This window comes from Xanthomonas vesicatoria ATCC 35937 (genome assembly GCF_001908725.1).
Lineage (GTDB): Bacteria > Pseudomonadota > Gammaproteobacteria > Xanthomonadales > Xanthomonadaceae > Xanthomonas > Xanthomonas vesicatoria.
Genome location: NZ_CP018725.1, coordinates 1148555 through 1171829 on the forward strand (window position 1 = coordinate 1148555; position 23275 = coordinate 1171829).

At 64.9% G+C, this 23275-nt stretch carries 16 protein-coding genes and 1 pseudogene; 10 read left to right on the forward strand and 7 right to left on the reverse strand.

Annotation, left to right across the window (positions count from 1 at the left end; genetic code table 11):
* The first annotated feature begins 62 nt into the window (after nt 1-62).
* From BJD12_RS05040 to BJD12_RS05085, 7 genes and pseudogenes are all read left to right on the forward strand, one after another.
* Nucleotides 63-2129 (forward strand): TonB-dependent receptor, encoded by a 2067-nt coding sequence (locus BJD12_RS05040; protein WP_005998312.1) that lies wholly within the window; start codon nt 63-65, stop codon nt 2127-2129.
* A 469-nt stretch (nt 2130-2598) separates the two neighbouring features.
* Nucleotides 2599-4980: a TonB-dependent receptor gene (locus BJD12_RS05045; protein ID WP_058564053.1), complete on the forward strand. Its 2382-nt coding sequence runs from the start codon at nt 2599-2601 to the stop codon at nt 4978-4980.
* Between the two features lie 836 nt (nt 4981-5816).
* Complete coding sequence (locus BJD12_RS05050) at nt 5817-7631, forward strand: S8 family peptidase (protein ID WP_005990776.1); 1815 nt, start codon at nt 5817-5819, stop codon at nt 7629-7631.
* A 1-nt stretch (nt 7632) separates the two neighbouring features.
* Nucleotides 7633-8262, forward strand: coding sequence for a hypothetical protein (locus BJD12_RS05055; RefSeq protein ID WP_005990778.1), 630 nt, complete (start codon nt 7633-7635; stop codon nt 8260-8262).
* Nucleotides 8263-8516: 254 nt separating this feature from the next.
* Nucleotides 8517-10236 (forward strand): annotated as a pseudogene (locus BJD12_RS24100) (S8 family serine peptidase).
* Nucleotides 10237-10400: 164 nt separating this feature from the next.
* Nucleotides 10401-12218 carry a S8 family serine peptidase gene (locus BJD12_RS05080; protein WP_042827834.1) on the forward strand — a complete coding sequence of 606 codons (1818 nt, stop codon included), beginning with the start codon at nt 10401-10403 and terminating at the stop codon, nt 12216-12218.
* Nucleotide 12219: 1 nt separating this feature from the next.
* On the forward strand, nt 12220-12813 hold the full coding sequence (locus BJD12_RS05085) for a hypothetical protein (RefSeq protein ID WP_005990790.1): 594 nt from the start codon (nt 12220-12222) through the stop codon (nt 12811-12813).
* A 69-nt stretch (nt 12814-12882) separates the two neighbouring features.
* On the opposite strand, the gene BJD12_RS05090 is transcribed toward BJD12_RS05085, so the two are convergent.
* Nucleotides 12883-13914, reverse strand: a complete 1032-nt coding sequence (locus BJD12_RS05090; RefSeq protein WP_005990791.1) for an aldo/keto reductase — start codon at nt 13912-13914, stop codon at nt 12883-12885.
* A gap of 151 nt (nt 13915-14065) precedes the next feature.
* On the reverse strand, nt 14066-15271 hold the full coding sequence (locus BJD12_RS05095) for an MFS transporter (RefSeq protein ID WP_005990793.1): 1206 nt from the start codon (nt 15269-15271) through the stop codon (nt 14066-14068).
* A 99-nt stretch (nt 15272-15370) separates the two neighbouring features.
* On the opposite strand from BJD12_RS05095, the gene BJD12_RS05100 reads away from it, so the two are divergent.
* A complete protein-coding gene (locus tag BJD12_RS05100) occupies nt 15371-16291 on the forward strand; it encodes a LysR family transcriptional regulator (RefSeq protein WP_005990796.1) in 921 nt (306 codons plus the stop codon).
* Between the two features lie 131 nt (nt 16292-16422).
* On the opposite strand, the gene BJD12_RS05105 is transcribed toward BJD12_RS05100, so the two are convergent.
* Nucleotides 16423-16626, reverse strand: coding sequence for a hypothetical protein (locus BJD12_RS05105; protein WP_005990798.1), 204 nt, complete (start codon nt 16624-16626; stop codon nt 16423-16425).
* Nucleotides 16627-16835: 209 nt separating this feature from the next.
* Here BJD12_RS05105 and BJD12_RS05110 point away from each other — a divergent pair, with 209 nt between their 5' ends.
* Nucleotides 16836-17747 (forward strand): AraC family transcriptional regulator, encoded by a 912-nt coding sequence (locus tag BJD12_RS05110; RefSeq protein ID WP_005990800.1) that lies wholly within the window; start codon nt 16836-16838, stop codon nt 17745-17747.
* Nucleotides 17748-17891: 144 nt separating this feature from the next.
* Here BJD12_RS05110 and BJD12_RS05115 read toward each other — a convergent pair whose 3' ends face one another.
* Nucleotides 17892-18383 (reverse strand): (R)-mandelonitrile lyase, encoded by a 492-nt coding sequence (locus tag BJD12_RS05115; protein ID WP_058564073.1) that lies wholly within the window; start codon nt 18381-18383, stop codon nt 17892-17894.
* Between the two features lie 334 nt (nt 18384-18717).
* Between BJD12_RS05115 and BJD12_RS05120 the strand changes: the two genes are divergently transcribed.
* Nucleotides 18718-19617, forward strand: coding sequence for a LysR family transcriptional regulator (locus BJD12_RS05120; protein ID WP_005995938.1), 900 nt, complete (start codon nt 18718-18720; stop codon nt 19615-19617).
* Nucleotides 19618-19868: 251 nt separating this feature from the next.
* Here the strand turns inward: BJD12_RS05120 and BJD12_RS05125 are convergent, their stop codons facing one another.
* The 3 genes from BJD12_RS05125 to adeC form a co-directional block, all read right to left on the reverse strand.
* Entirely contained in the window at nt 19869-20852 is a 984-nt protein-coding gene (locus BJD12_RS05125) for an aldo/keto reductase (protein ID WP_042828452.1), read from the reverse strand.
* A 243-nt stretch (nt 20853-21095) separates the two neighbouring features.
* A complete protein-coding gene (locus BJD12_RS05130) occupies nt 21096-21776 on the reverse strand; it encodes a TetR/AcrR family transcriptional regulator (RefSeq protein ID WP_005995934.1) in 681 nt (226 codons plus the stop codon).
* Complete coding sequence (adeC, locus tag BJD12_RS05135) at nt 21769-23259, reverse strand: AdeC/AdeK/OprM family multidrug efflux complex outer membrane factor (protein WP_042828450.1); 1491 nt, start codon at nt 23257-23259, stop codon at nt 21769-21771. The genes BJD12_RS05130 and adeC overlap by 8 nt, the downstream gene beginning before the upstream one ends.
* Nucleotides 23260-23275 lie beyond the last annotated feature (16 nt).

The window sequence follows — 23275 nt, forward strand, 5'->3', positions numbered from 1 at the left end:
GCACAGCAGGCAAGCTGCGCCATCCCATTGATATATAGTAACAATTAGAGAGTCCGATCCACATGGCCCCCACGCTCATCCCCTCGCTGCGCCGCTCCGCCCTCTCGCTGGCAATGGCCAGTCTGCTGACTCCTGCCCTGGCCATGGCCGAAGACGCGCCGGTCGCTGCCGACCCGCAGACGCCACCGACATCGGACACCCGGCATGACGCCACCCATTCCAGCGGCCGGCATATCAAGGACCTGGACAAGGTGGTGGTCACTGCCAGCCCGCTGCGCGATGCGGCCGGCGAGTTGAGCCGCCCGGTCGAGGTGTTGGCCGGCGAGCGCCTGGATGAGGTGCGCAGTTCCAGCCTGGGCGAAACCGTGGCAAGCCTGCCGGGTGTGCAGAGTTCCAACTTCGGCCCCGGCGTGGGCCGGCCGATCATCCGCGGCCTGGACGGCCCGCGCGTGGCAGTGCTGCGCGACGGGCTGTCCACCCAGGACGTGTCCACCGTCAGCCAGGACCATTCGCCGGCCATCGAGCCGTTTCTGGCCAACCAGATCGAAGTGTTGAAGGGCCCGTCCACGCTGCTGTACGGCTCCGGCGCGATTGGCGGCGTGGTCAATGTTGTCGACGGCCGCATCGCCGAAACGCCGGTGGACGGCTTCAGCGGCCGCGCCGAAGTGCGCTTCGACGGCGGCGACAAGGACGGCAACACCGACATGTTTCGCGTCGATGCCGGCAATGGCAGCGGCCTGTCGATCCATGCCGATGGCGTGTACCGCAACCAGAACGACTACGACACCCCGCAGGGCCGCCAGCTCAATAGCTGGATCGATTCCAAGGTGGGCTCGATCGGCGCGTCGCTCTCCGGCGACTGGGGTTTCGTGGGCCTGTCGGCGTCGCGCTTCCGCGACAACTACGGCAACCCCGGCGAACCGGGCGACCCGTCCATCGGCGAGCGCGGGGTGTCGTTGAAGCTGCAGCAGGACCGCTACGACCTCAAGGGCGGGCTGACCGATCCGTGGGGCGAAGGCAGCGCGCTGCGCTACAGCTTCGGCCACACCGATTACGCGCACACCGAGTTCGAAGGCGACGAAGTGGGCACCGTGTTCACCAAGCGCGCCAACGAAGGCCGCGTGGAAGCATCCTTCACCTTCGGCGGCGGTTGGCAGACCGCGTTCGGCCTGCAGGGCAGCGACACCACCTTCCAGGCAGTAGGCGAAGAATCCTTCGTGCCCAAGACCGATACCCGTTCGCTCGGTGCCTTCGCCGTCGCGCGCAACAGCTGGGAACGCGTGACCGCCGAAGTCGGCGCACGCGTGGACAAGGTCAAGTACCAGACCAACATTGGCGTGGACCGCGATTTCACCCCGACCAGCTTCTCGGCCAGCGGCGGTTTCCGCTTCAACGAACAGTGGCGCCTGACCGCCAACCTGGACCACGCCGAGCGCGCTCCGGCCGAGGAAGAACTGTTCGCCAACGGGCCGCACATCGCCACCCTCGCCTTCGAGATCGGCGATGCGGATTTGAAGACCGAAAAGGCCAACCAGGCCGAGTTGGGCCTGAACTTCCAGAACGAATGGGTGGATGCCAAGGTGGCGGCGTACTACAACCGCTACAACGACTTCGTGTACATCGTCGACACCGGCGGCCAGTGGTTCAACGAAGAGGACAACGACTTCCTGCCGATCCGCCAGTGGACGCAGGCCGATGCGATCTTCCACGGCTTCGAAGGCGAAGCCACTTTCCACCTGGCCAACAACGACACCGGCGCGTGGGACCTGCGTGTATTCGGCGACACGGTGCGTGCGCGCCTGAGCGATGGCGGTAATCTGCCGCGCATTGCACCGGGCCGCTTCGGTGCGCAGATGCGCTGGAATGCCGACGCATGGCGCGCCTCGATCGGCGCCACCCGCACCATGAGGCAGGACAAGGTGGCGGTGAACGAAACCCCGACCGATGGCTACACCTTCGTGGATGCACATCTGGCGTATCACGTGGACCGTGGCAGCAATGCGTGGGAAGTGTTTCTGGACGGCAACAACCTGACCAATCAGGACGCACGCGTGCACACCTCCTTCCTCAAGGACGATGTGATGTTGCCTGGCCGCAGCGCCTCGTTCGGCGTGCGGATGTTCTTCTGACAGCGGTCTCTCTCCCCCGCTGAGTAGAAGTGAGGCCGCCTTCGGGCGGCCTCTTGTTTTTCAATGGCTGACACACTTGGCGCGCAGCCTCAGGTAGGTGCAGCGCACGAGAGGGAGATCAGATTCCGAGCAGCGCCCGCGCCTGCCTGGTGGTTAAGTCGTCTGGGTCGCTGCGCTGGGGTCGCTGCAGCCATCGCGTGCGCCAAGGTTGTGACCCCACTCTCCATGCGCCATCCCGCACGGCAGCGAGCGCTTGCGAGGCAGTGCATGCATGCGTCCGCAGCCGCTAGCTGCTGCGTCGCACAACGCGCGCTGGCGCATCTGCGGTACAACTTCCGTGCAATGCGCTGACAGGGGGCGCAAATGATGCGCCGATGCGGCGCGCACTTGCGCGTGCACTGCCTGCCGCTGCATGCGCCACCACACGCGTCACGGCAGTCCTCTCGCAGTGAGACCAGGAGCCTTGCGCATGCGTTTTCCCGCACCCCGTTACACCCTTTCGCTCGCCGTTGCCGCCGCACTGTTGGCGCCGGATGGCCGTGCCCAGACATCGACCACTGCCTCCGGCACGCCGGATGCCACCACCCTGGATGCCGTGATCGTCAGTGGCACGGCACGCTTCAAGGGCCTGGCCAAGCGCGATGCGAGTTTTTCGATCACCACCGCCAGCCCGGAACAGATCCAGCAAGCGGTGCCGCAGAGCACCGCCGACCTGTTGAAGATCGTGCCGGGCGTCTGGGCCGAGCCCAGCGGCGGCGGCACCGGCGCCAATATCTTCGTGCGCGGCATGCCGTCCGAGGGCGACGCACCTTTCGTGACCATGCAGCTGGACGGCTCACCGCTGTTTCCACCGCCGACGCTGTCGTTTCTGGAAAACTCCACGCTGTTTCGTGTCGACGACACCGTCGAACGCATGGAAGTGTTGCGTGGCGGCTCCAGCCCGATCTTCTCCAATGGGCAGCCCGGGCTGACCGTCAATTTCATCCAGAAAAAAGGCCAGGACGAACCCGAAGGGAGCGTGCGCCTGACCGGTGGCAACAACGACCTGCGCCGTATCGACGTGTTCAACAGCGGCCCGATGGGCAATGGCTGGTACTACAGCGTGGGTGGGTTCTTCCGCGAAACCGATGGCGTGCGCGACCCGCAGTTCTCCGCCGACAAGGGCGGCCAGTTCAGTGCCACCTTGAGCAAGCGTTGGGACAGCGGCGAGTTGTCGTTCTATGCGCGGCATACCGACGACAACAACGCGTTCTACACGGCCATTCCGCTGCTCTCGCGCAATAACGGCAACGACCTGTCCAGCTTCCCCGGCTTGAATGCGCAGACCGGCACCTTGCTCGGTCGCGATTTCCGCAATGTGGATCTGCTGGTCGGGCCGAACGGTGAGACCGTGCAGCGCGACCTGGCCGACGGGCGCGGCGTCAACATCGATGTGTTCGGCGGCGAACTGAACTGGGAAATCGGCGACTGGACCATCGCCGACCGCTTCAACGTGATGAGCGGCAGCGCGCCGACGTATGCGTTGTTCACTGGCGACGCGCCGCAGCGGTTGAGCGATTTCATTGCCGGCTACGGCAGTAGCGGCACCGCCACCTATACCAATGGCGGCGGCGCGGTCGACCCGAACCAACAGGTGCTCGAAGCCGGCTGGTGGTCGGTGGACAAGCGTCTGAATTCATTCACCAACGATCTGCGCTTGAGCCGCGAACTGTTTGCCGGCAATACCTTGACCGTCGGTGCGTACTACGCCAAGTACTCTTCGGCCGACACCTGGTACCTGGGCAACACCATGTTGCTCACGGCGCAAAACAACGCACGTCGCATCGACGTGGCATTGGACGATGGACGCCAGGCCACACGCCAGGGCTTCACCAGCACCGCGTTCTTGAATCTGCGCGCCAACTACGACGGCGAAAACATCGCTGCCTTCGTCGCCGACGAATGGGAACTCAACGACAGGTTGCGTCTGGACCTTGGGGCGCGCTACGAGCGCCAGAGCGTGACCGGCAACGTGCACGACACCAGCACGGTCGACCTGGACGGCAACCCCGCGACCCTGTACGACAACGCCACCTCGCTGGCCTTGGCGACCACGCGGCGCATCGATCAGGACGACGAAGCGTTTTCGTGGACGGCCGGCTTGAACTTCAAGCTCAACGACAGCAGCAGCCTGTTTGCACGGGTCAACTCGGGCGTGAAGTTTCCCGGCTTCGACAACCTGCGCGATGATCAGAACCGCGTGCAGGAGGTGGATCAGTACGAGCTTGGGCTCAAGTCCGGTGCCAGCGCCTACGATCTGTATCTCACTGCGTTCTACAACACGTTCAAGAATTCGCCGTTCCAGGCGTTTCTGGCCAACGGCGACAATTTCACCGCCGTTGGCGATTCGCGCGCGCGCGGCCTGGAGGTGGAAGGTGCGATCCGTCCGTTCGGCGGTTTCGAGCTGGCCGGCACGGGGGTGTGGCTGGATGCGAAGTACCGCAACTACCGCGAGTTCACCGGCAACCAGGTGATGCGCCAACCCAAACGGCAGTTCCGGCTGACGCCGAGCTATTACTGGATGCTGCCGTTCGGCGACCTCAAGGTGTTTGCCACGTATTCGTACATAGGCGATCGCTTTGCCGATCTGGCCAACAGCCAGCGCCTGCCCTCCTACGACATGCTGGATATCGGCGCCAACCTGCATGTGGGCGAGCACTGGGAAGTGACCGCCAGCGGCAGCAACGTCACCGACACGCTGGGGCTCACCGAAGGCAACGTCCGCGTGCCGGGCGCGACGACCGGCGGCGTGTTCATGGGCCGGCCGATTGCCGGACGGCAATATCAGATGTCGGTGGCGTATCGCTGGTGAGCTGTAGGTGACTGGCGCGCGCAGCGGCGCAATGCCGCTGCGCGGAGCCCGGCAACAGGCCTTGCGCTGCCCTCTTCGCCACGCATCCTTGTCGTATGCCAAGCGTCGGCGACAGTCGTTGAGTCGTTGCGCAACACCCTGCGCAGCGGGCGTGCAGGCTTCTGCATGACGCGTGCAGTGCGGCTACGTGATGGCAACCGTCTCGCAGCGGTCGCCGCTGCGAAGCAGAACGACGCATCGCGATGCGTTATTTCGATCGATACGCTCGCTTCCGCAAATTTATTCGACAGCATCTGTGCACAAAACGTCGCATGCAACGCGCAAATCTGCATGTCAGCCATAGAGTGCGCGATGTGTCACGCAGATGGCGTACGTCGCGTGCCTTGCAGGCAATGATTGCCCCATCTTTAATCGAGGCGTTGACGCTGCAGATGCATTGCCAACATCGGCTGCGTTCAGACGCACAGGGGAGCCGACGAACCACCTGACCGCATCCACTCCATCGCCGGACCGATGCGCCGTGTCGCTCTCCTGGGATAAACGGACATGACTCCTGCCGCTGCCGCACTGATCCTTTTCGCGCCCCGTCATCGCCACATGGCGGAGGCCGGCCCGTGGTGCAAATCGCCTGCAAGTGAGGTTGCCTGACGAGCCTCTCCTGACCCGGACGATCGCGCCGGGCTTTTCGACCGCAATACCTCTTCCGGCTCCAACGACTCGGGCTTCATAGGCGCGTCCCGAGGCAATGGCGCAGCTGCAACGACCGATCGTGCGATTGGCCGAACGGAGGACCGTGTTGCTTCGACCGCGCCTACCCTTGACTGGAATCAAACGGAATGAACTCTTTTCGCAGGCAACCCCTCGCACTGTCGATCGGCGCCCTACTGATCGCCAGCACCTCACTTTCGGCGCTGGCTACACCACCGGTCACGGCTGTCACCAGCAACGCAATCAATGCCATCACCGTCTCCGCCGAATCCCGAGGCAGCGACCCCTTGTATCGCTATCAGTGGCATCTCTCCAACCAGGGCCAGGCCGTGATTGGCGACAGCCGTCCGGTGCCCGGCGTGGACCTGGACGTGGATATCCTGCATGGCCTGAACATCCGCGGCCGCGGCGTGCGGGTCGGTGTGGTGGATGACGGGCTGGAGCTACGCCATGAAGATCTGGCCGACAACATCCTGCCAAACGGTTCGTACAACTTTGGCGATAGGTCCCACGACACGACGCCCGTCGATCCGGATAACGGCCACGGCACTGCGGTGGCCGGCATCATCGGCGCCGTAGGCTGGAACGGCCGCGGCGGACGTGGCGTGGCGCCCGAGGTGCTGATGGCAGGATTCGATTTTCTTGCACGTGCATCGTCCGACTCCGATGCCAACATCCGGTATGCGTGGGGCGACGGCCCGGAGGCGCGCAATATCGATATCTTCAACAACAGCTGGGGCTCGGTCGCTCCGTTTTATTTGGATTTTCCGGTAGAAGAACAACAGTCCTGGGAAGCATTGATGCGCTCTAGTCGCGGTGGGCGCGGGGCCATTTACGTCAAGTCCGCTGGCAACAGTTTCGTGCGGCTGCGTACGCGCGATGAAAGCGGAAACGTCATTAACCTCTGCAGCGAAGAATCGCGTGTATTGAAGGTGGGATGCTCGCTGGCCAACATCGACCCACGCAGCAGTCTTCCCGGCACGATCGTCGTCGCCAGCGTGGATGCCACAGGTCAACGCGCGTCGTACTCGTCTTCAGGTTCCGCGTTATGGGTCTCCGGTCTTGGCGGCGAGTTTGGCCGGCAACGCAAGTTCGACCCCGATGCAGCATCCCGCGCCGCGCCAGACACAGCACCCTACGTCTACGATCCTGCCATCGTCACCACCGACCTCAGCGGCTGCGCGGCAGGCGACAACGTTGATGGCCTCACCGTCGACAATGCGTTGGACGGCAGCAAGTCCAGGATCGATGCGTTATGCAACTACAACGCCATCATGAACGGCACATCGGCTGCTGCACCCACCGTCTCCGGCGTCGCGGCCCTGATAGTAAGCACAAACCCGAGCCTGAACGCGCGCGACGTCAAATACATCCTGGCCAAGACCGCGAGACAGGTCGATCCCTGGCAGCCTCCTGCGGTCTACCAGGGGAGCGTAATCGATCCAGGCTGGATCACCAATGCGGCCGGCCATCGTTTCAGCAACTGGTACGGATTTGGCCTGGTCGATGGCGCCGCAGCCGTTTATGAAGCGAGGTACTTCAAGCCGCTGCCTCCGGTCCGCGATACCCAATGGGTTGCATCCACTGCTGCCGCGAGCCAGATCGGTGGCCCCGCGCGACCAGCCAAACAACGCATCCGAATCAGCCAGACCATGAAGGTGGAAGGCGTGCAGCTGTCGCTTGCCACATCGCATCGCACTCCGACCAATTTGCGTGTGGTGCTGGAATCTCCCAGCGGAACGCGTAGCTATGTCGTCACTCCGTTCTCGGTACTGGACCCCGCCGCTTATGCGAAAACCGGGTTCTATATCGATCTCACCTCCAGCAACGCATTTCTCGACGAGCGGGCGCAAGGCGTCTGGACCCTTGAAGTGACCGACATGACCGCGTCGACATCCACCGCGGCACTGCAAAACTTCAAACTTCGCATCCTGGGGCACTGACATGAAGACCACATTTCTCAGCTCGGCATTGATCGCAGCATTGGCTACCTGCGGTGCCGCTTACGCTGGCCAATACATGGATGCGCAGGCGCTTAGCGCTGCGGCCACTGGCGAGCGATTCAAATCCGGAAGCGACAGCTATCGCATGTTGCCTGGCATGGTGGTCTCCGACCCCGCGCCGGACGAACGCTCTGCCACTCCTCCCGCGGCGGCCGCAACCGCACGTCTCAGCAGCACAGCGGCATCTGCCACTGGCAAGGTCGCCGCACGGATCGGCCCGTATGCGGTAGTGCTTCCGTCAACCAACGCTGCGCGTAGTGCATCCACCCTCGCTGCCACATCGAACGCCCCCACCGAACGCACGCTTGCCGCGGCAGTGAACGAACGTAATGGGCGTGTGGTCCTGGTCCAACCACAGCTCAAGCTGACCAATACGACACCAGACAGTGCCACCGCGCTGGCGACCAGTTCCGGTGGGCGCATCGTGTATACCTCGCGGATCGACAACAGCGCAGTCATCGCCTATCCCTCGATCGAGAAGACGCAACAGGCGCTGACCCGTCTACGCGCCAGCCAGCCGGGCATCCAGGCGGCGCTGGTGGTGCAGCAATCGGTCATGCAACCGATGTAGCACACAGCAGCAGGCCAACCGTCGCGCAACGACGCGGCGGGCGGTTCGCAGACGCATCTACCCACCTCGTTCACCGTCACTGCAGCGCACGGGCAAGCGACAGCGCGGTGTCACCTGCGCACGCACCGGTGAATGGTCCCCGCTTCGCCCGACGTTGCCTCGTCATCGACCGGAGAAAGACGGTATGTACCTTGTTCGCAAACGCCAGCGCTTGCTCGTGATTGGTGTGCTGCTGATCGCCCCCCTCGCTGCTCATGGCGGTGACCGCCGCCAAGGCGTCTCCCGGGTCCGCAGTGCGTGCGGCCAACGACGACCCGCTGCTGCGGTATCAGTGGCATATTTCGAATCGGGGCCAGCAGGTCATCGGTGACATCCGTCCGGTTGCAGGCGTGGACATGGACGTGGAGATCCTGCATGAGCTGGGGTTACGGGGCAGAGGCGTCCGCGTGGGCGTGGTGGATGACGGACTGGAACTGGGCCATGAAGACCTGGCCGACAACATCATCCGAACGGCTCATACAACTTCGAGACCGGGTCGCATGACGTCACCTCCACCGATCCGTTTACGCCACATGGCACCGCTGTTGCGGGCATCGCCGCCGCCGTTGGCTGGAATGGCCGCGGTGGCCGCGGGGTGACGCCCGAAGCGATGCTTGCGGGTTTCGATTTCGATGCCCGCGATGCGTCCAGGAACCTGGCCAGCGTGCGTTATGGCTGGGGCGATGGAGTCGAAGCGAAAACCATCGACATCTTCAACAATAGCTGGGCCCAGCCGGCCGCGTTCTATATGGATTTTCCGCAACAGGAGCAGCAGTCCTGGGAGGCATTGATGCACTCCACCCGCGCCGGACTGGGAGGCATTTACGTCAAATTGGCGGGCGATAATTTCCTCAGCCTGGAGATGCCGGATGAGCACGGAAATCTGCGCGACCTCCGCGGCCCACGCGCCCGCACGGCGGGGGTCGGCTGCGGGTTGGCCAATCTCGACCCGCTCAACAACCTCTTCGAAACCATCACGGTCGCAAGCGTCGATGCCACCGGCAAACGCGCCGGATATTCTTCCCCCGGCTCGGCGGTATGGGTGTCAGGGCTTGGCGGCCTGATCGACATGCAACGCGCCTTCGTCCCTGACCCAAGCGCGCGCTTGCCCGCTGAAGCGGTGCCATTTGCCTACGGGCCTGCGCTGGTGACAACGGACCTGAGCGGCTGCGCCGCAGGCTACAACCAGGACCGCGGTCTCGATCCGGCCAATGCACTGGACACCAGCAGTTCGAAGATCGACCGCCACTGCAATTACACCGCGCGCTTCAACGGTACCTCCGCTGCTGCGCCGACCGTTTCAGGCGTTGCCGCGCTCATGTTGAGTGCCAATTCCGCCCTAAGCGCCCGCGACGTTAAGTACATCCTCGCAACCACTGCGCGCCAGGTCGATCCATGGCAACCGCGTGCGATGTACCAGGGCAGCGTGGTCGATCCGGGGTGGATCACCAATGCGGCGGGGCACCGCTTCAGCAACTGGTATGGCTTCGGCCTGGCCGACGGCGCAGCCGCTGTTTACAAGGCGATCAACTTCAAGTCATTACCCCCACTGCGCGATACGCAGTGGCGCCCATCCACTGATGCAGCAAGCCGAATCGGCAACCCCACCCGCCCGGCAACGCAGCGCATCCGCATCACGCAGGATATGAAGGTCGAAGCGGTGCAACTTTCGCTTGCCACGACACATCGCACACCGACCGATCTACGCGTGGTACTCAAGTCCCCAGCGGGACCCGCAGCTATGTGCTTACGCCGTTCTCGGCACTGGATGCCACCGCCTACGCCAAGACCGGTTTCTATATCGACCTGACCTCCCGCAATGCATTTCTGGACGAACGGGCGCAAGGGAACTGGACACTGGAAGTCACTGACATGACCGGGCTGACCGCCACTGCAGTGCTGCAGGACTTCAAGCTGCGCATTGTGGGGCACTGACGCGAACGCAACGCTTCCGGCTTGGTGATGTCTGCGGTCGTTGCCATGGACGGCCGCGCAAGCCCGGTTGATACACGGATATCCACGCAATGCGGCCCTGCCCGTCACAGCGCTTCACAGCAACAGCAAGGCCCCCGTCCGCCCCCTTCCCATAAGGCATCGAGATGAAACCTCCTTCAAACCGCCTGACGCTGGCGTCTGCGGGTACGCTTGCGCTCTCGCTATTTACAGCACTTGGCGCAGTCAACGCACAACCGCCTGGTGCCAGCGTTGCACTACGCGGCGTCGCCGTGGGCAGCGATCCGTTGTTCCGCTATCAATGGCATCTGCTCAACCGCGGCCAGCCTGTCTTTGGCGATGGCAGACCAGTTCCGGGTGTGGATCTGGACGTGGAGATCCTGCACGCGCTCGGCATCCGCGGTGCGGGCGTCAACGTGGCAGTGATCGATGACAGCCTGGAGATTGCCCACCCGGACCTGGTCGACAATATCGTCGCCAACGGCTCGCGCAATTTCCTGACCGGCTCCAACGACCCAACGCCAGCAGCGAGCGAGATCGATAGCGACCACGGCACCGCCGTTGCGGGCATCATTGCCGAGCGCGGATGGAACGGGATCGGTGGACGTGGCGTTGCACCGGAGGCCAAGCTGGCTGGTTTCAATGCAATTGCAGAGACGGATGGCAGCAAGCAGTACGTCGACATTCGCTACGCCTGGGGCGACGGGCCGGAAGGGCGCGCCATGGAGGTGTTCAACAATAGTTGGGGCGCTACGTCGCGCGTGTATCCCTACACCGAAGTCGACGAACAACAGTCGCTCGAAAGACTCATGCAGGCGCAGCGTGGCGGGAAAGGCGGGGTGTATGTCAAAGCTGCCGGCAATGAGTTCTTTGCCCTTATCGAGAACGATGCACAAGGCAATCCGGTGGATCGCTGCGCAGACCAGACCCGCAAGCTCGGTGTCGGCTGCGCACTCGCCAACACCGACCAGTTCAACAACCTGATCACCACGATCGTGGCCGGTTCCGTCAACGCCGATGGCGTGCGGGCGTCGTACTCATCTCCAGGCTCTGCGCTGTGGGTCTCCGGGCTGGGTGGCGAGTATGGGTTTCAGCGCGCCTTCGATCCGCACCCGGAAACAGCCCGGCCCTCTTATGGGCTCACCAACCTTCTGCCGCTGCGGCGCTTCTATGAAGCCGCAATCGTCACCACCGACCTCAGCGGCTGTGCAGCGGGCAACAATCGTGATCGCACCCGCCAGATGCAGAACGCGCTCGACAGCAGCCGCTCCAAGATCGATGCATCGTGCAACTACACCGCGCGCATGAACGGCACCTCGGCGGCATCGCCTACCGTGGCGGGCGTGGCGGCGTTGATGTTGGGCGCCAATCCAAAGCTGACCCTGCGAGATGTCAAATACATCCTCGCAACCACCGCGACCCAGGTCGACCCAACTCAACCCAAGGCCCTCTACAACGGCACAGTGATCGACCCGGGTTGGGTGACCAATGCGGCGGGCCATCGTTTCAGCAACTGGTATGGCTTCGGGCTGGTGGACGCCGCTGCGGCTGTAGAACGTGCAATGCACTTCACTTCGCTGCCCGCCCTGCAGGACACCACCTGGAAAGTGTATGAAGGCAACAGCAGCACCATCGGAGGTGTCGCGGCACCGGCCAGGTTGTCACTGAACATCACCCAATCCTTCAAGGTGGAAGGCGTGCAACTGTATTTCTCGGCCACCCACAAGGACCCAAGTCACCTGCGCGTGGTGCTGGTGTCGCCCAGCGGCACGCGCAGCACGGTGATGACGCCGTTTTCCACACTCGATCAGGCCCCCGACGGCACCGTGGTCTGGCTGACGTCGAGCAACGCCTTCCTGGACGAACCCTCGGCCGGGCGCTGGACCCTGGAAGTCGACGACATGCTCGCCGACCAGGGCAAGGAACAACTGGAGGAATTCGAAATGCGCGTGGTGGGTCACTGACATGAAGACATCCTTACTCACTCTGCTCGTTGTCGTTGCAGCCGGCGTCTGCGCTCCCGCATCGGCGCAGCTGGTCGACAGCAAACGCCTGCACGCTGCGGCGACCGGGCCGACCATCGCTGCAGGACGTAGCAGCTTCCGGCTGATTCCCGGCGCAGTGGTCAGGCTGGCCGACGACGCGCCTGCAACGACCGCCGCACGCGCAGTGCCGGCGTCGCAAACCACCACAGACGCCCCGGTTGCACGCTTCGACCGCTACGCGATCTATCTCGATGCCGGCACGGCCGCACGCACGGGCGCCGTGGTTCCGACGGGGAAAGCCCCGCGCGTGGCCGCAGCGCTCGAAACCCGCAGCGGCCAGCTGATCTTGCTTGGCTCCTCGATCAAACTGTTCAATACCACGCCCGCCATCGCCGGTGGATTGGCCTCACGTACCGGCGGCACACTGGTCTATGCATCGGCCATCGATGGCAGCGCGATGATCGGCTACGACTCGGTGGCCACCGCACTGGACAATTGCAAACAGCTGCAAGGCAGCAAGGGCGTGGGAGCGATCGTGCCCGAGGTGATTCCGCGCGCGGTACGACCGTTATGATGCGGCGACAGTGATGCACGCAATGCTGTCGCCACCTGGCGGCAGCGTAGCGCGATGGCACAGCCCGCGTTACACCGGCAGCGGGCTGCGTTCGGTAAAATGGCCGCGCCAGTACGGGTAATACGGATACAGCGGCTCCACCGCACTCACTGCGTCCAGGCGCGTGCGCTGCTCGGCCGTGAGCGCCCAGCCCACCGCCCCCAGGTTCTGGCGCAGCTGCGATTCGTCGCGCGCGCCGATCAGCACCGTACTCACGGTAGGCCGCTGCAGCAGCCAGTTGATGGCGATCTGCGGCACGCTGCGGCCGGTTTCTTCGGCAATGGCGTCGAGTACGTCGACGATATCGAACAGGCGTTCGTCACTGATCGCCGGGCCGGCTGCGGCGGTGACGTGCAGGCGGCTGTTGTCCGGCAGCGGTTGGCCGCGACGTAGCTTGCCGGTCAGCCGGCCCCAGCCGAGCGGGCTCCACACCACCGCACCCACGCCCTGGTCGATGCCCAGCGGCACCAGCTCCCATTCGTAGTCGCGCCCGGCCAGCGAGTAATAGGTCTGGTTGGCAACAAAGCGGCTCCAGCCCTGCGCGTCGGCCACGGCCAGCGATTTCATCAGCTGCCAACCGGCGTAATTGGAGGCGCCCAGATACCGCACCTTGCCGGCGCGCACCAACCCATCGAGCGTGGACAGGGTTTCCTCCACCGGCGTCATTGCATCGAATGCATGCAGTTGCAGCAGGTCGATATAGTCGGTGCGCAAACGGCGCAGCGAGGCATCCACAGCGCGCAGCAAGCGCAAGCGCGAGGCGCCGGCATCGTTGGGCCCCTCGCCCAGGCGCAGACCGGTCTTGGTCGACAGGATCACCTGATCGCGGCGGCCCTGCAGCGCCTGGCCAAGAATCTCTTCGGAGGCGCCGTCGGAATACACATCGGCGGTGTCGAACAGGTTCAGGCCCGAATCCAGGCACAAATCGATCATGCGCTGCGCCTGCGCCGCGTCGGTATCGCCCCAGGCGGAAAACAACGGCCCCTTGCCGCCAAACGTGCCGGCGCCCAAGCCGAGTACCGGTACCTGAAGGCCGGAACGGCCGAGAAAACGTGTGTCCATCGCGATGCTCCTTGAAACCGAAAGAAAGTCCACGCAGTGCCGGTGGATCCAGCAACATGCGGCGCCAGGCGCGACGCGCTCTGCCGAGCACAGGCGCCGATCGCGCACGCCTGCGGTTGCGCGGTCTGCGCGCTACGCCTGAAGAATCGAATCAACCCATCTGCGCGCATGCGTCCGGCGCCGCAGCGTGGCGGCGTTGCAGGTGCACGCTCCACAATGCGATACCCAGGCCGATGGCGCTCAACAGCGCGGCAACCCACGGGGTGGCGACCAGGCCGGCGTGCGTGGCGATCGCCACGCCGCCCAGCCAGGCGCCCAGGGCATTGCCCAGATTGAATGCGGCGATATTGAGACTGGAGGCCAGGTTCTGGCCGGCGCCGCGTGCATATTCGAGCACACGCAATTGCAGCGGCGCCACGGTGGCGAAGGCGGCCACGCCCAACAGTCCGACAACCACCACCATCGCGGTCTTGTTGTGCAGGGCCAGGCCCATCGCCGCCAGCACCACCACCAGCGCGGCCAGTGTGCCCAGCAAGGCGGCAGTGGCGCGCCGGTCCGCCAGCCGTCCGCCCGGCAAATTGCCCACAATCATGCCCATGCCAAACACCAGCAGCACCGGCGACACCGCTGCCTGGGCGAACCCGGTCACCTGCACCAGCAGCGGCTGGATATAGGTAAATACGGCGAACACGCCGGCGTACCCCAGCACTGTTATCGCCAGCGCCAGCACCACCTGCCCGCGCCGCAACACAGCCATTTCCTGTCGCCATGACACCGGCGCGGCTGCACCTGCGGCGGCCGGCACCCACAGTGCCACCGCGGCCGTGGCCAGCACCCCAATCATCGTTACCGCCCAGAAGGTGGCCCGCCAGCCCAGTTGCAGGCCGAGCCATGCACCGGCCGGCACGCCCAGCAGCGTGGCCACGGTGAGGCCGGCAAACATCAACGAGATGGCCGAGGCGCGCCGCTCGGGCGGCACAAGGGAGGTGGCCACCACCGCGCCGACGCCGAAGAACGTGCCATGCGCCAGCGAGGTGAGCACCCGCGCCACCATCAGGCTGGCATAGTCGGGCGCCAGGGCGCAGGCGAGATTGCCCAGCGTGAACACGACCATCAGGCTCACCAGCACGGCCTTGCGCGGCCAGCGGGCGCTGAGCAACGTGAGCACCGGCGCGCCGATGCTCACGCCTAGCGCATAGCCGCTGATCAGCAGGCCAGCCGCGGTGAGCGAGACGCCCAGGTCGGTGGCGACCTGCTGCAACAGGCCCATGATGACGAATTCGGTGGTTCCGATGCCGAAGGCACCGATGGTCAGCGCCAGCAGGGCCGGCGGTAGACGGGACGCAGGAGAGGACATGACAGGAACCTGGGAAGGACTGCGCACAGCCTGCGCCGCACAATCCTCTTCAAGAAGCCTTGTTATGCTGATTCACGTTCAATGCCACGTTGATAATGCATGGACCGTCTCGGTGATATCGCGCTGTTCCTGCGCGTGCTGGACCTGGGCTCGATCACCGCCGCTGCCCACACCCTGGATCTGTCGGTGGCGGTGGCCAGCCAGCGTTTGAAGCGGCTGGAACGGGACCTTGGCGTGCGCCTGCTGCACCGGACCACCCGCCGCCTGCATCCCACGCCGGAAGGACAGCAGCTGGCGGAGCGCGGCCGGGTGCTGGTGGACGACCTGGAGGCGCTGGCCGACGACCTGCGCGAAAGTGCCCAGGATGTCGGCGGTACCTTGCGCGTGACCCTGTCGGCGTCGTTCGGGCGTCAGTACATCTCCCCGCTGCTGCCGGCGTTCCAGGCCCGCCACCGCCGCCTGCGCATCAGCGCGCATCTGAGCGACGACGTGGTGGATCTGGTCCAGCAGGGGTTCGACCTGGCTATTCGCATCGGCGCGCTGGACGACTCTGGCCTGGTGGCCAGACGCATCGCCGACAACCGACGCACGCTGGCCGCCTCGCCGGCGTATCTGCAACGGCACGGCACACCGCGTACTCCGCAAGAATTGATGCAGCATGCCGGCGTGCTGCTGATGGGCCGCGATGGCCGCCAGGACCTATGGACACTTCAGACACCGGATGGCGGCCAGGTGCGGGTGCGCATGCAAAGCCGCTTCGAGAGCAACTTCGGCGAACTGGTACGCGATGCGGTGCTCGCCGGGCAAGGGATCGGGATGCATTCGTACTGGCACATCGCCGACGAACTACGCGCCGGCCGACTGGTCGAAGTGATGACGGACCACCCGCCTCCCGCCTCCAACATCAGCGCCGTCATGCCCGCACGCCAGCTGCAGCCGCCACGGGTACGTGCGTTCGTCGACTTCCTTCTCGAACATTTCGGCCAGACGCCGCCATGGGACGCTGTTTCTGGCACATGAGCGCCTGCGTACGGCCTGATAGAGGATCGTTCGCGTAGAGAGCGCATGCGACCGCTTACGTGTGGCACTCCACGCCCAGGCCATCGCGTGCTCGACCCGGCCGGGATGCCGAGGGCGCGGTAACGAACCTCTTACTTCCCGCTGCGCTGCAGGCGTTTGCCAAGCGCGCGTCGCTGGGCATCGCTGAGCAGATGTCCGTGCGTGCCCAGCAGGCCGATGATCTGCTGATGCGCCAGCTGCGTGCGCCTGGCAAGCTCGGCGGTCGCCGCCTCTTCGATCGCCTTCCAATCGGCAGGGGTGGAGGGCGCAGCTAGGGGTCGGGGTTTCGCAGGCATGACGATCGGGACACCGGAGACAGGTCGCAAGAATACGGAATGTGCGTGAGTGATCGATCAGCGACATTGCCTTGGTGGCTACGGCCTCACCGCCACGCGCAAGCGCCCGCGGCGTTGTCGCGTCCGCCACTGATGGGCGCAACACCGCGTCCCTTGTAGGATCGCGGGACCGCGGCTGTGCCGCACAGCGCCGCGCACGAGCGTCCCGCATGTCCTCTGCCACTGCCGACCTGACCGACATCCTGCTGCGCCATGCGCCGGCCGATGGCATGCACGCCACGCCGATCGCCGGCTTGCACGTGATGCGCAGCGCCGTCGCCACCGACTCCATCCCCACCGTGTATACACCGATGCTGTGCCTGGTAGCGCAAGGCCGCAAGCGCGCGATGCTGGGAGCGCAGGCCTATCACTACCATCCGGAGATGTATCTGGTGGCATCGGTGGACCTGCCCATCGTCGGCTCGGTGATCGAGGCCAGCGCCGCGCACCCGTACCTGTGCTTCTGCCTGGACCTGGACACCGCGGTGCTCAGCGAGCTGTCGATCCACCATGCGGAACTTGCCGAACCGCAGCGCGACACCGCAAGCGCTGGCCTGTTGCTCAACCGCAGCACGCCGCAGCTGTACGACACCGCGGTGCGGCTGGCAGGCCTGCTCGACCGACCGCAGGAGATCGCCGCGCTGGCCCCGCTGGTCACGCGCGAATTGCTCTATCGCCTGATGGCCGACCCCACCAATGCGGTGGTGCGCCAGATGGCGGTCGCCGACAGCCGCCTCAACCAGATCTCCAAGGCCGTCGTGTGGCTGCGCGAGCACTACACGCAGCGTTTCAGCATCGAGCAGATCGCGGATCTGTCGGCGATGAGCCGCTCCACCTTCCATGCGCACTTCAAGGCGGTGACCTCAATGACGCCACTTGAATACCGCTCGCATCTGCGCGTGCACGAGGCGCGCCGGTTGATGGTGGCCGAGGCGCTGACCGCTGCCGACGCGGGATTTCGCGTGGGCTATGAAAGCGCATCGCAATTCAGCCGCGACTACGCACGCATCCTCGGCGAGCCGCCCGCGCGCGATGCACAACGCTTACGCGCAAGTGCGCCCGACGCCACCGAAGCGGCGTGAGACTGCCGGCCTGACGCCGCCGCCGCCGTCTGCACGCAGAACTTGCGCTGTGCGCCACAGCCGCCTCGCCCCTGCAGCAATACTGATGCTGTGAGTAGGTGCCGTCGCAAACGGCAGATCTACCACGGCAGCATGATTGCTTTCTCAATCGGCCTTGTACTGCGCCTCTGTCACCTGTTCGAGCCAGGTCACCGGCGAACCATCCACCGACTCGGCAATGGCGATATGCGACATCGCCACCGTGGCATTTGCACCGTGCCAATGCTTGACGCCCGGCGGAATCCACACGATATCGCCGGGGCGGATCTCCTGCGCCGGCTTGCCCCACTCCTGCACCCTCCCCACACCGGCGGTGACGATGAGCGTCTGCCCCAACGGATGGGTATGCCACGCAGTGCGCGCGCCCGGCTCGAAAGTCACCGTGGCGCCGCCCACGTGTGCCGGCGCATCGGCCTGAAATGGCGCATCGATGCGCACCTTGCCGGTGAAGTAGTCGGCCGGCCCTACCGCCGACGCCGCGCCGCCGGCACGGTTTATCTTGATCGGAGCCTGCGCGTCTCCACCTTTGCCCTCGCCACCTGGCGCTGGGGACGCGGCCATCATCGATAACGACATTGCAGTTGCGAATAAATTCATTGCGTTACTCCTAGAGCGTGGTGAACCAAAGTAGCGGTCGCTTGCCAGGCGGCGCGAAGGACGACGCCCAGCAGATCGAGCAGACCAGCAGCTGCTGCGCTGTCGAACAGCAGCCGCATCGATCTGGCAGTCAACAGTGGGCGCGCTGCCCTGCATCCGGTCGCCTGCACTGTAGCGCGCCGATGGACGCGCACTGCCCATGCAAATCTGCATGCAGCTAGAAACGCAGCGCATCAATGCACATGCTGCGCGCCCTGCGGCGTTGAGGCCGTCACGCACTTTCGCGCATGATGCTGCCGCATGAATCGCATGCCTGGAGCGGGCACTGGCAGCAATGACTCGGGAAAACCTCAACGACCTGCAGGTCTTCGTCACCGTCGCGCGCGAAGGCAGCTTCACTCGCGCCGCCGCGCAACTGGGCGTCTCGCAATCGGCGTTGAGCCATACCGTGCGCGCACTGGAGACGCGGTTGGGCATCCGCCTGCTGACCCGCACCACGCGCAGCGTGTCGACGACCGAAGCCGGCGCGCGCCTGTTCGCGACGGTTGCACCGCGGCTGCAGGAGATCGACGACGAGCTGTCCGCACTCACCGACTTTCGCGACAAGCCGGCCGGCACCATCCGCATCACCACCGCCGGACACGCCGCCGACGCCTACGTGTGGCCGGCGCTGTCCAAGCTGCTGCCCGACTACCCGGACCTCAAGATCGAGGTCACCGTGGATTACGGCCTGGCCGACATCGTGGCCGAGCGCTACGACATCGGCATCCGTCTGGGCGACCAGGTCGCCAAGGACATGATCGCGGTGCCGATCAGCCCTCCCCAGCGCATGGCGGTGGTCGCGGTGCCGGGCTACTTCGTGCATCACACCATCCCCGCCGCCCCGGCCGATCTGGCGCAGCACAACTGCATCGGCCTGCGCCTGCCCACGCACGGTGGGTTGCTGGCCTGGGAGTTCGAACAATCGGGCCGCGAGATCAAGGTGCGCGTGGATGGGCAATGGACCTTCAACAGCAGCGGTGCGATGTTGCGCGCCGCGCTGGCCGGCGCGGGCTTAGCGTATCTGCCGGAATCCATGGTGCTGGACCACATCGCCGCCGGCCAATTGCGCCGCGTGCTGGAAGACTGGTGCGAGCCGTTCGAGGGGTACTACGCGTACTACCCCAGCCGCCGCCAGTCTTCGAGCGCACTCAAAGTGGTGATCGATGCATTGCGGCACGATCTGGCGCGTTGACACGCGCGTGCAGGAGCCTGCCTGCGCGCGACGAGGCCCTGTCGGTAACGCCCCATCGCGCGCAAAAGTGCTTCTACGATCGCCTCGGTTTGCGGCACTTTTAAAGGCGGGGATCGACGTACTTCGGCACGCTCTGCTGCATTGACGCGCTTGTGTAGAAGCATATCTGCGCGCTACCAAGCGTTATCGGTAACGCCGCATCGCGCGCTGCCGGTGGCAGCGTCTGTTTGCGGGCGGCTGGAGCGCGGGGATTATTTACCGACCAGCTTCTGCCGCTCCGGGCTATAACGCTCGCCGACAATCGCTACCGCATCCAGCGCTTGCTGGATGCGGGCAAGATCCTCGCTGCTCAAGGTCAACGAAGCGCCGCCCAGATTGTCTTCCAGGCGATGCAGCTTGGTAGTGCAGGGAATCGGCACGATCCACGGCTTGCGCGACAACAACCACGCCAGCGCCACCTGCGCCGGCGTGGCACCCTTGTCGGCGGCGATGGACTGGATACGTTCGACCAGTCCCTGATTGGCCTGCCGCGCTTCGGCGGCGAACCGCGGCACCTGATTGCGGAAATCGTCGGCGGAAAATTGCGTGTCGGCACCGATGGCGCCGGTCAAAAAGCCCTTGCCGAGCGGGCTGAACGGTACGAAGCCGATCCCCAGTTCTTCCAGCGTCGGTAACACGCTGGTCTCCGGCTCGCGCCACCACAACGAGTATTCGCTCTGCACCGCCGTCACCGGCTGTACCGCATGCGCACGCCGGATGGTGTCGGCACCGGCTTCGGACAGGCCGAAATGCATCACCTTGCCCTCGGCGATCAAGTCCTTAACCGTGCCGGCCACCTCCTCGATCGGCACCGCCGGGTCCACGCGATGTTGATAGAACAGGTCGATGCGGTCGGTCTTCAGACGCGTCAGGCTGGCCTCGGCCACTGCACGAATCCGTTCGGGGCGGCTGTCGAGCCCGGCATCGGCATGTCCATCCTTGAAGCCAAACTTGGTCGCGATCACCACCTGGTCGCGGTGCGCCGCCAGCGCGTCGCCTAGCAACGCCTCGTTGGCGAAAGGCCCGTAGGCCTCTGCCGTATCGAAGAAGGTGACGCCTCGCTCCACTGCCGCATGCAGCAACGCGACGGCCTGCGTGTGCGCGGTCGCCGGCCCATAGCCATAACTTAGACCCATGCAGCCCAAGCCCAGCGCAGACACCTGTAATCCGCTGTTTCCCAACTGTCGTGTTTGCATCGTTTGCTCCCGCGGCAACGGCCGCATCGAATGAGTCGGCCGCAGACGGCAACACCGCTGCAGCACCGATGCGCCACGATAGTCTGGCGCCACGGGTGCATTGCACAGCACGCGGTGCTAACGCTTATGAACGACCCTCATCAACGCGCAGGTTTGCCGGATCGCAGACGCGAATCTGCGTACGCGAACGCCGGCAACGCGCCAACGACGCCAGTCATCCAGCGCGCCGCCCTGCCCCCGCAACTAGAAACCGCTCGGCGCTTCGCGCTTGCCATCCGCCGTCACCGCCGATGGTTGTGGGCGATACGCACGCAAGAACAACGTCACCGCGCCGCTGGCATATGCATCCAGCCGTACAGATGCCGTATCCAGCGCATCGCCGCGCATCGCCGCATTGGCCGGCCGCCCGGTGATCAACCCGAAGAAATGCACCGATGCATCCGGCAGGTTGTCGATCACCAGTGCGCCACGCTGCACCTCGCGCGCCAACAGCGCGCGCATCATGCTGTCGTAACGCTCGAAGCACAGCGTCCACATTTCCTCGCGCATCTGGCTGGGCAACAGTGGCGGGCGCACCAGGCCATACGCGGCATCATCCAGCAGGTTGCTGGCAGACACTCGCAACACCGCATCCGCCACTGCAGCCAGGCGTTGCTCCAGCGTTCCCTGCAGTTCCAGCAGGGCGTTCCAGCGGTTGGGCGAGGCGTGCGCAAGCGCCTCCAGGGTGGTGCGGAACAGCACCTCCTTGGAAGCGAAATGCGCATAGACCGTGGCTTTGGACACCATCGCGCGCTCGGCGATGGTGTCCATGCTGGTCCTGTCGAAGCCGTGCTGTTGGAACAGCGCGCGTGCCGCCGCCAGGATGGCACCGCGTTTGTCGTGCGGCGCACGCCCGGTTGCGATGGACGGCGCGGCATCATCCACGCGGCAGCTCCGCTGCCGGGGTCGTGCCGGCAGTCGGTGCATCCGATGGCAGCCAGCCGCCGCCCATCGCCTTGTAGAACGTCACCAGATTGGTGAAGCGCGACAGCTGCGTGCTGATCAAGGTCTGCTGCGCGCTGTAGAGCGACCGTTGCGCATCCAGTGCCTGCAGATAGCTGTCGATGCCACGTTCGAAACGCGCCTGCGACAAGCGATAGCTATCGGCGGTTGCGTCGACCAATGCCTGTTGCGCCTGCAATTGCCGGCCCAGCGTGTCGCGCTGAGCAAGCGCGTCGGACACTTCGCGGAACGCACTCTGGATGGATTTTTCGTAGCGGGCCACCTCGATATCGCGATTGGCCTTGGCCATGTCCAGATTGGCGCGATTACGCCCGGCATTGAAGATCGGCAAGGTCAGCGTGGGCACAAAGCTCCAGGCGCGCGTGCCCGAATCGAACAGGTTCGACAGGCTGCTGCTGGACGAACCCACCGAGCCGGTCAGGCTGATGCTGGGGAAAAACGCCGCACGTGCTGCACCGATATTGCCATTGGCCGCACGCAGGTTGCGCTCGGCCTCCAGGATGTCCGGGCGACGCTGCAGCAATTGCGACGGCAAGCCGGCCGGCACGCTGGCCAGCACGTTGCCGTCCACGCTGGCACCGTCGGGCAACGCGCGCGGCAACAACGATTCCGGCACGGCCGTACCGACCAGCAGCACCAGCGCATTGCGATCCTGCGCCACCTGCGCGGTGTAGCGCTCCACGTCCACGCGTGCGGTTTCCACCGTGGTCTGCGCCTGGCGCAGGGTCAGCTGCGAGGCCACGCCCAGCTCGAAACTGCGTTGCTGCAGGCGATAGCTATCGCTTTGACTGCTCAGGGTGGACTGCGCCAGTTGCAGCGATGCCTGGTCGGCAGCCAGGGTCAGATAGGCGGTGGCGACTTCTGCGACCAGGCTGATATGCGTGCTGCGACGGGCTTCGGCGGTGGACAGGAACTGTTGCAACGCCTGTTCCTTGAGGCTGCGCACGCGCCCGAACAGATCCAGTTCGTAGGCACTGATGCCGATGTTGGCGCTGTAGGTGCGGAACACCGCCGGCTGCCCGGGGATGGCCAGCTCCGTGGGCGTGCGCGAATTGTTCGCGGTGCCGGTGCCATCGATGGCAGGCACCAACGCAGCGCGCTCCACCCGGTATTGCGCACGCGCCACTTCGATGTTGAGTGCGGCCACGCGCAGGTCGCGGTTGTTCTGCAGCGCAAGCGCGATGACCTGCTGCAACGCAGGGTCGGTAAAGACCTCGCGCCAGCCGATATCGGCCACGCTACGCGCTTGTTCGGTTTCAGCAGCATCGGGCGTTGGGGCGGACCCGGCACCGGCAAAGTGGTCCGGCACCGGCGCGTCGGGGCGGGTGTAGCGCGGCATCATGGTGCAGCCAGACAGCACGCTGGCCACCGCGATCGCGGCAAGGGTCATGCGAATCGGTGTCATGTCAGTGTCCTGTCGG

Bases quoted from the DNA above. Each gene is read 5' to 3' on its own strand.
- BJD12_RS05040 (WP_005998312.1), top strand. From the start codon at position 63: ATGGCCCCCACGCTCATCCCCTCGCTGCGCCGCTCCGCCCTCTCGCTG.
- BJD12_RS05045 (WP_058564053.1), top strand. From the start codon at position 2,599: ATGCGTTTTCCCGCACCCCGTTACACCCTTTCGCTCGCCGTTGCCGCC.
- BJD12_RS05050 (WP_005990776.1), top strand. From the start codon at position 5,817: ATGAACTCTTTTCGCAGGCAACCCCTCGCACTGTCGATCGGCGCCCTA.
- BJD12_RS05055 (WP_005990778.1), top strand. From the start codon at position 7,633: ATGAAGACCACATTTCTCAGCTCGGCATTGATCGCAGCATTGGCTACC.
- BJD12_RS05080 (WP_042827834.1), top strand. From the start codon at position 10,401: ATGAAACCTCCTTCAAACCGCCTGACGCTGGCGTCTGCGGGTACGCTT.
- BJD12_RS05085 (WP_005990790.1), top strand. From the start codon at position 12,220: ATGAAGACATCCTTACTCACTCTGCTCGTTGTCGTTGCAGCCGGCGTC.
- BJD12_RS05090 (WP_005990791.1), bottom strand. From the start codon at position 13,914: ATGGACACACGTTTTCTCGGCCGTTCCGGCCTTCAGGTACCGGTACTC.
- BJD12_RS05095 (WP_005990793.1), bottom strand. From the start codon at position 15,271: ATGTCCTCTCCTGCGTCCCGTCTACCGCCGGCCCTGCTGGCGCTGACC.
- BJD12_RS05100 (WP_005990796.1), top strand. From the start codon at position 15,371: ATGGACCGTCTCGGTGATATCGCGCTGTTCCTGCGCGTGCTGGACCTG.
- BJD12_RS05105 (WP_005990798.1), bottom strand. From the start codon at position 16,626: ATGCCTGCGAAACCCCGACCCCTAGCTGCGCCCTCCACCCCTGCCGAT.
- BJD12_RS05110 (WP_005990800.1), top strand. From the start codon at position 16,836: ATGTCCTCTGCCACTGCCGACCTGACCGACATCCTGCTGCGCCATGCG.
- BJD12_RS05115 (WP_058564073.1), bottom strand. From the start codon at position 18,383: ATGAATTTATTCGCAACTGCAATGTCGTTATCGATGATGGCCGCGTCC.
- BJD12_RS05120 (WP_005995938.1), top strand. From the start codon at position 18,718: ATGACTCGGGAAAACCTCAACGACCTGCAGGTCTTCGTCACCGTCGCG.
- BJD12_RS05125 (WP_042828452.1), bottom strand. From the start codon at position 20,852: ATGCAAACACGACAGTTGGGAAACAGCGGATTACAGGTGTCTGCGCTG.
- adeC (WP_042828450.1), bottom strand. From the start codon at position 23,259: ATGACACCGATTCGCATGACCCTTGCCGCGATCGCGGTGGCCAGCGTG.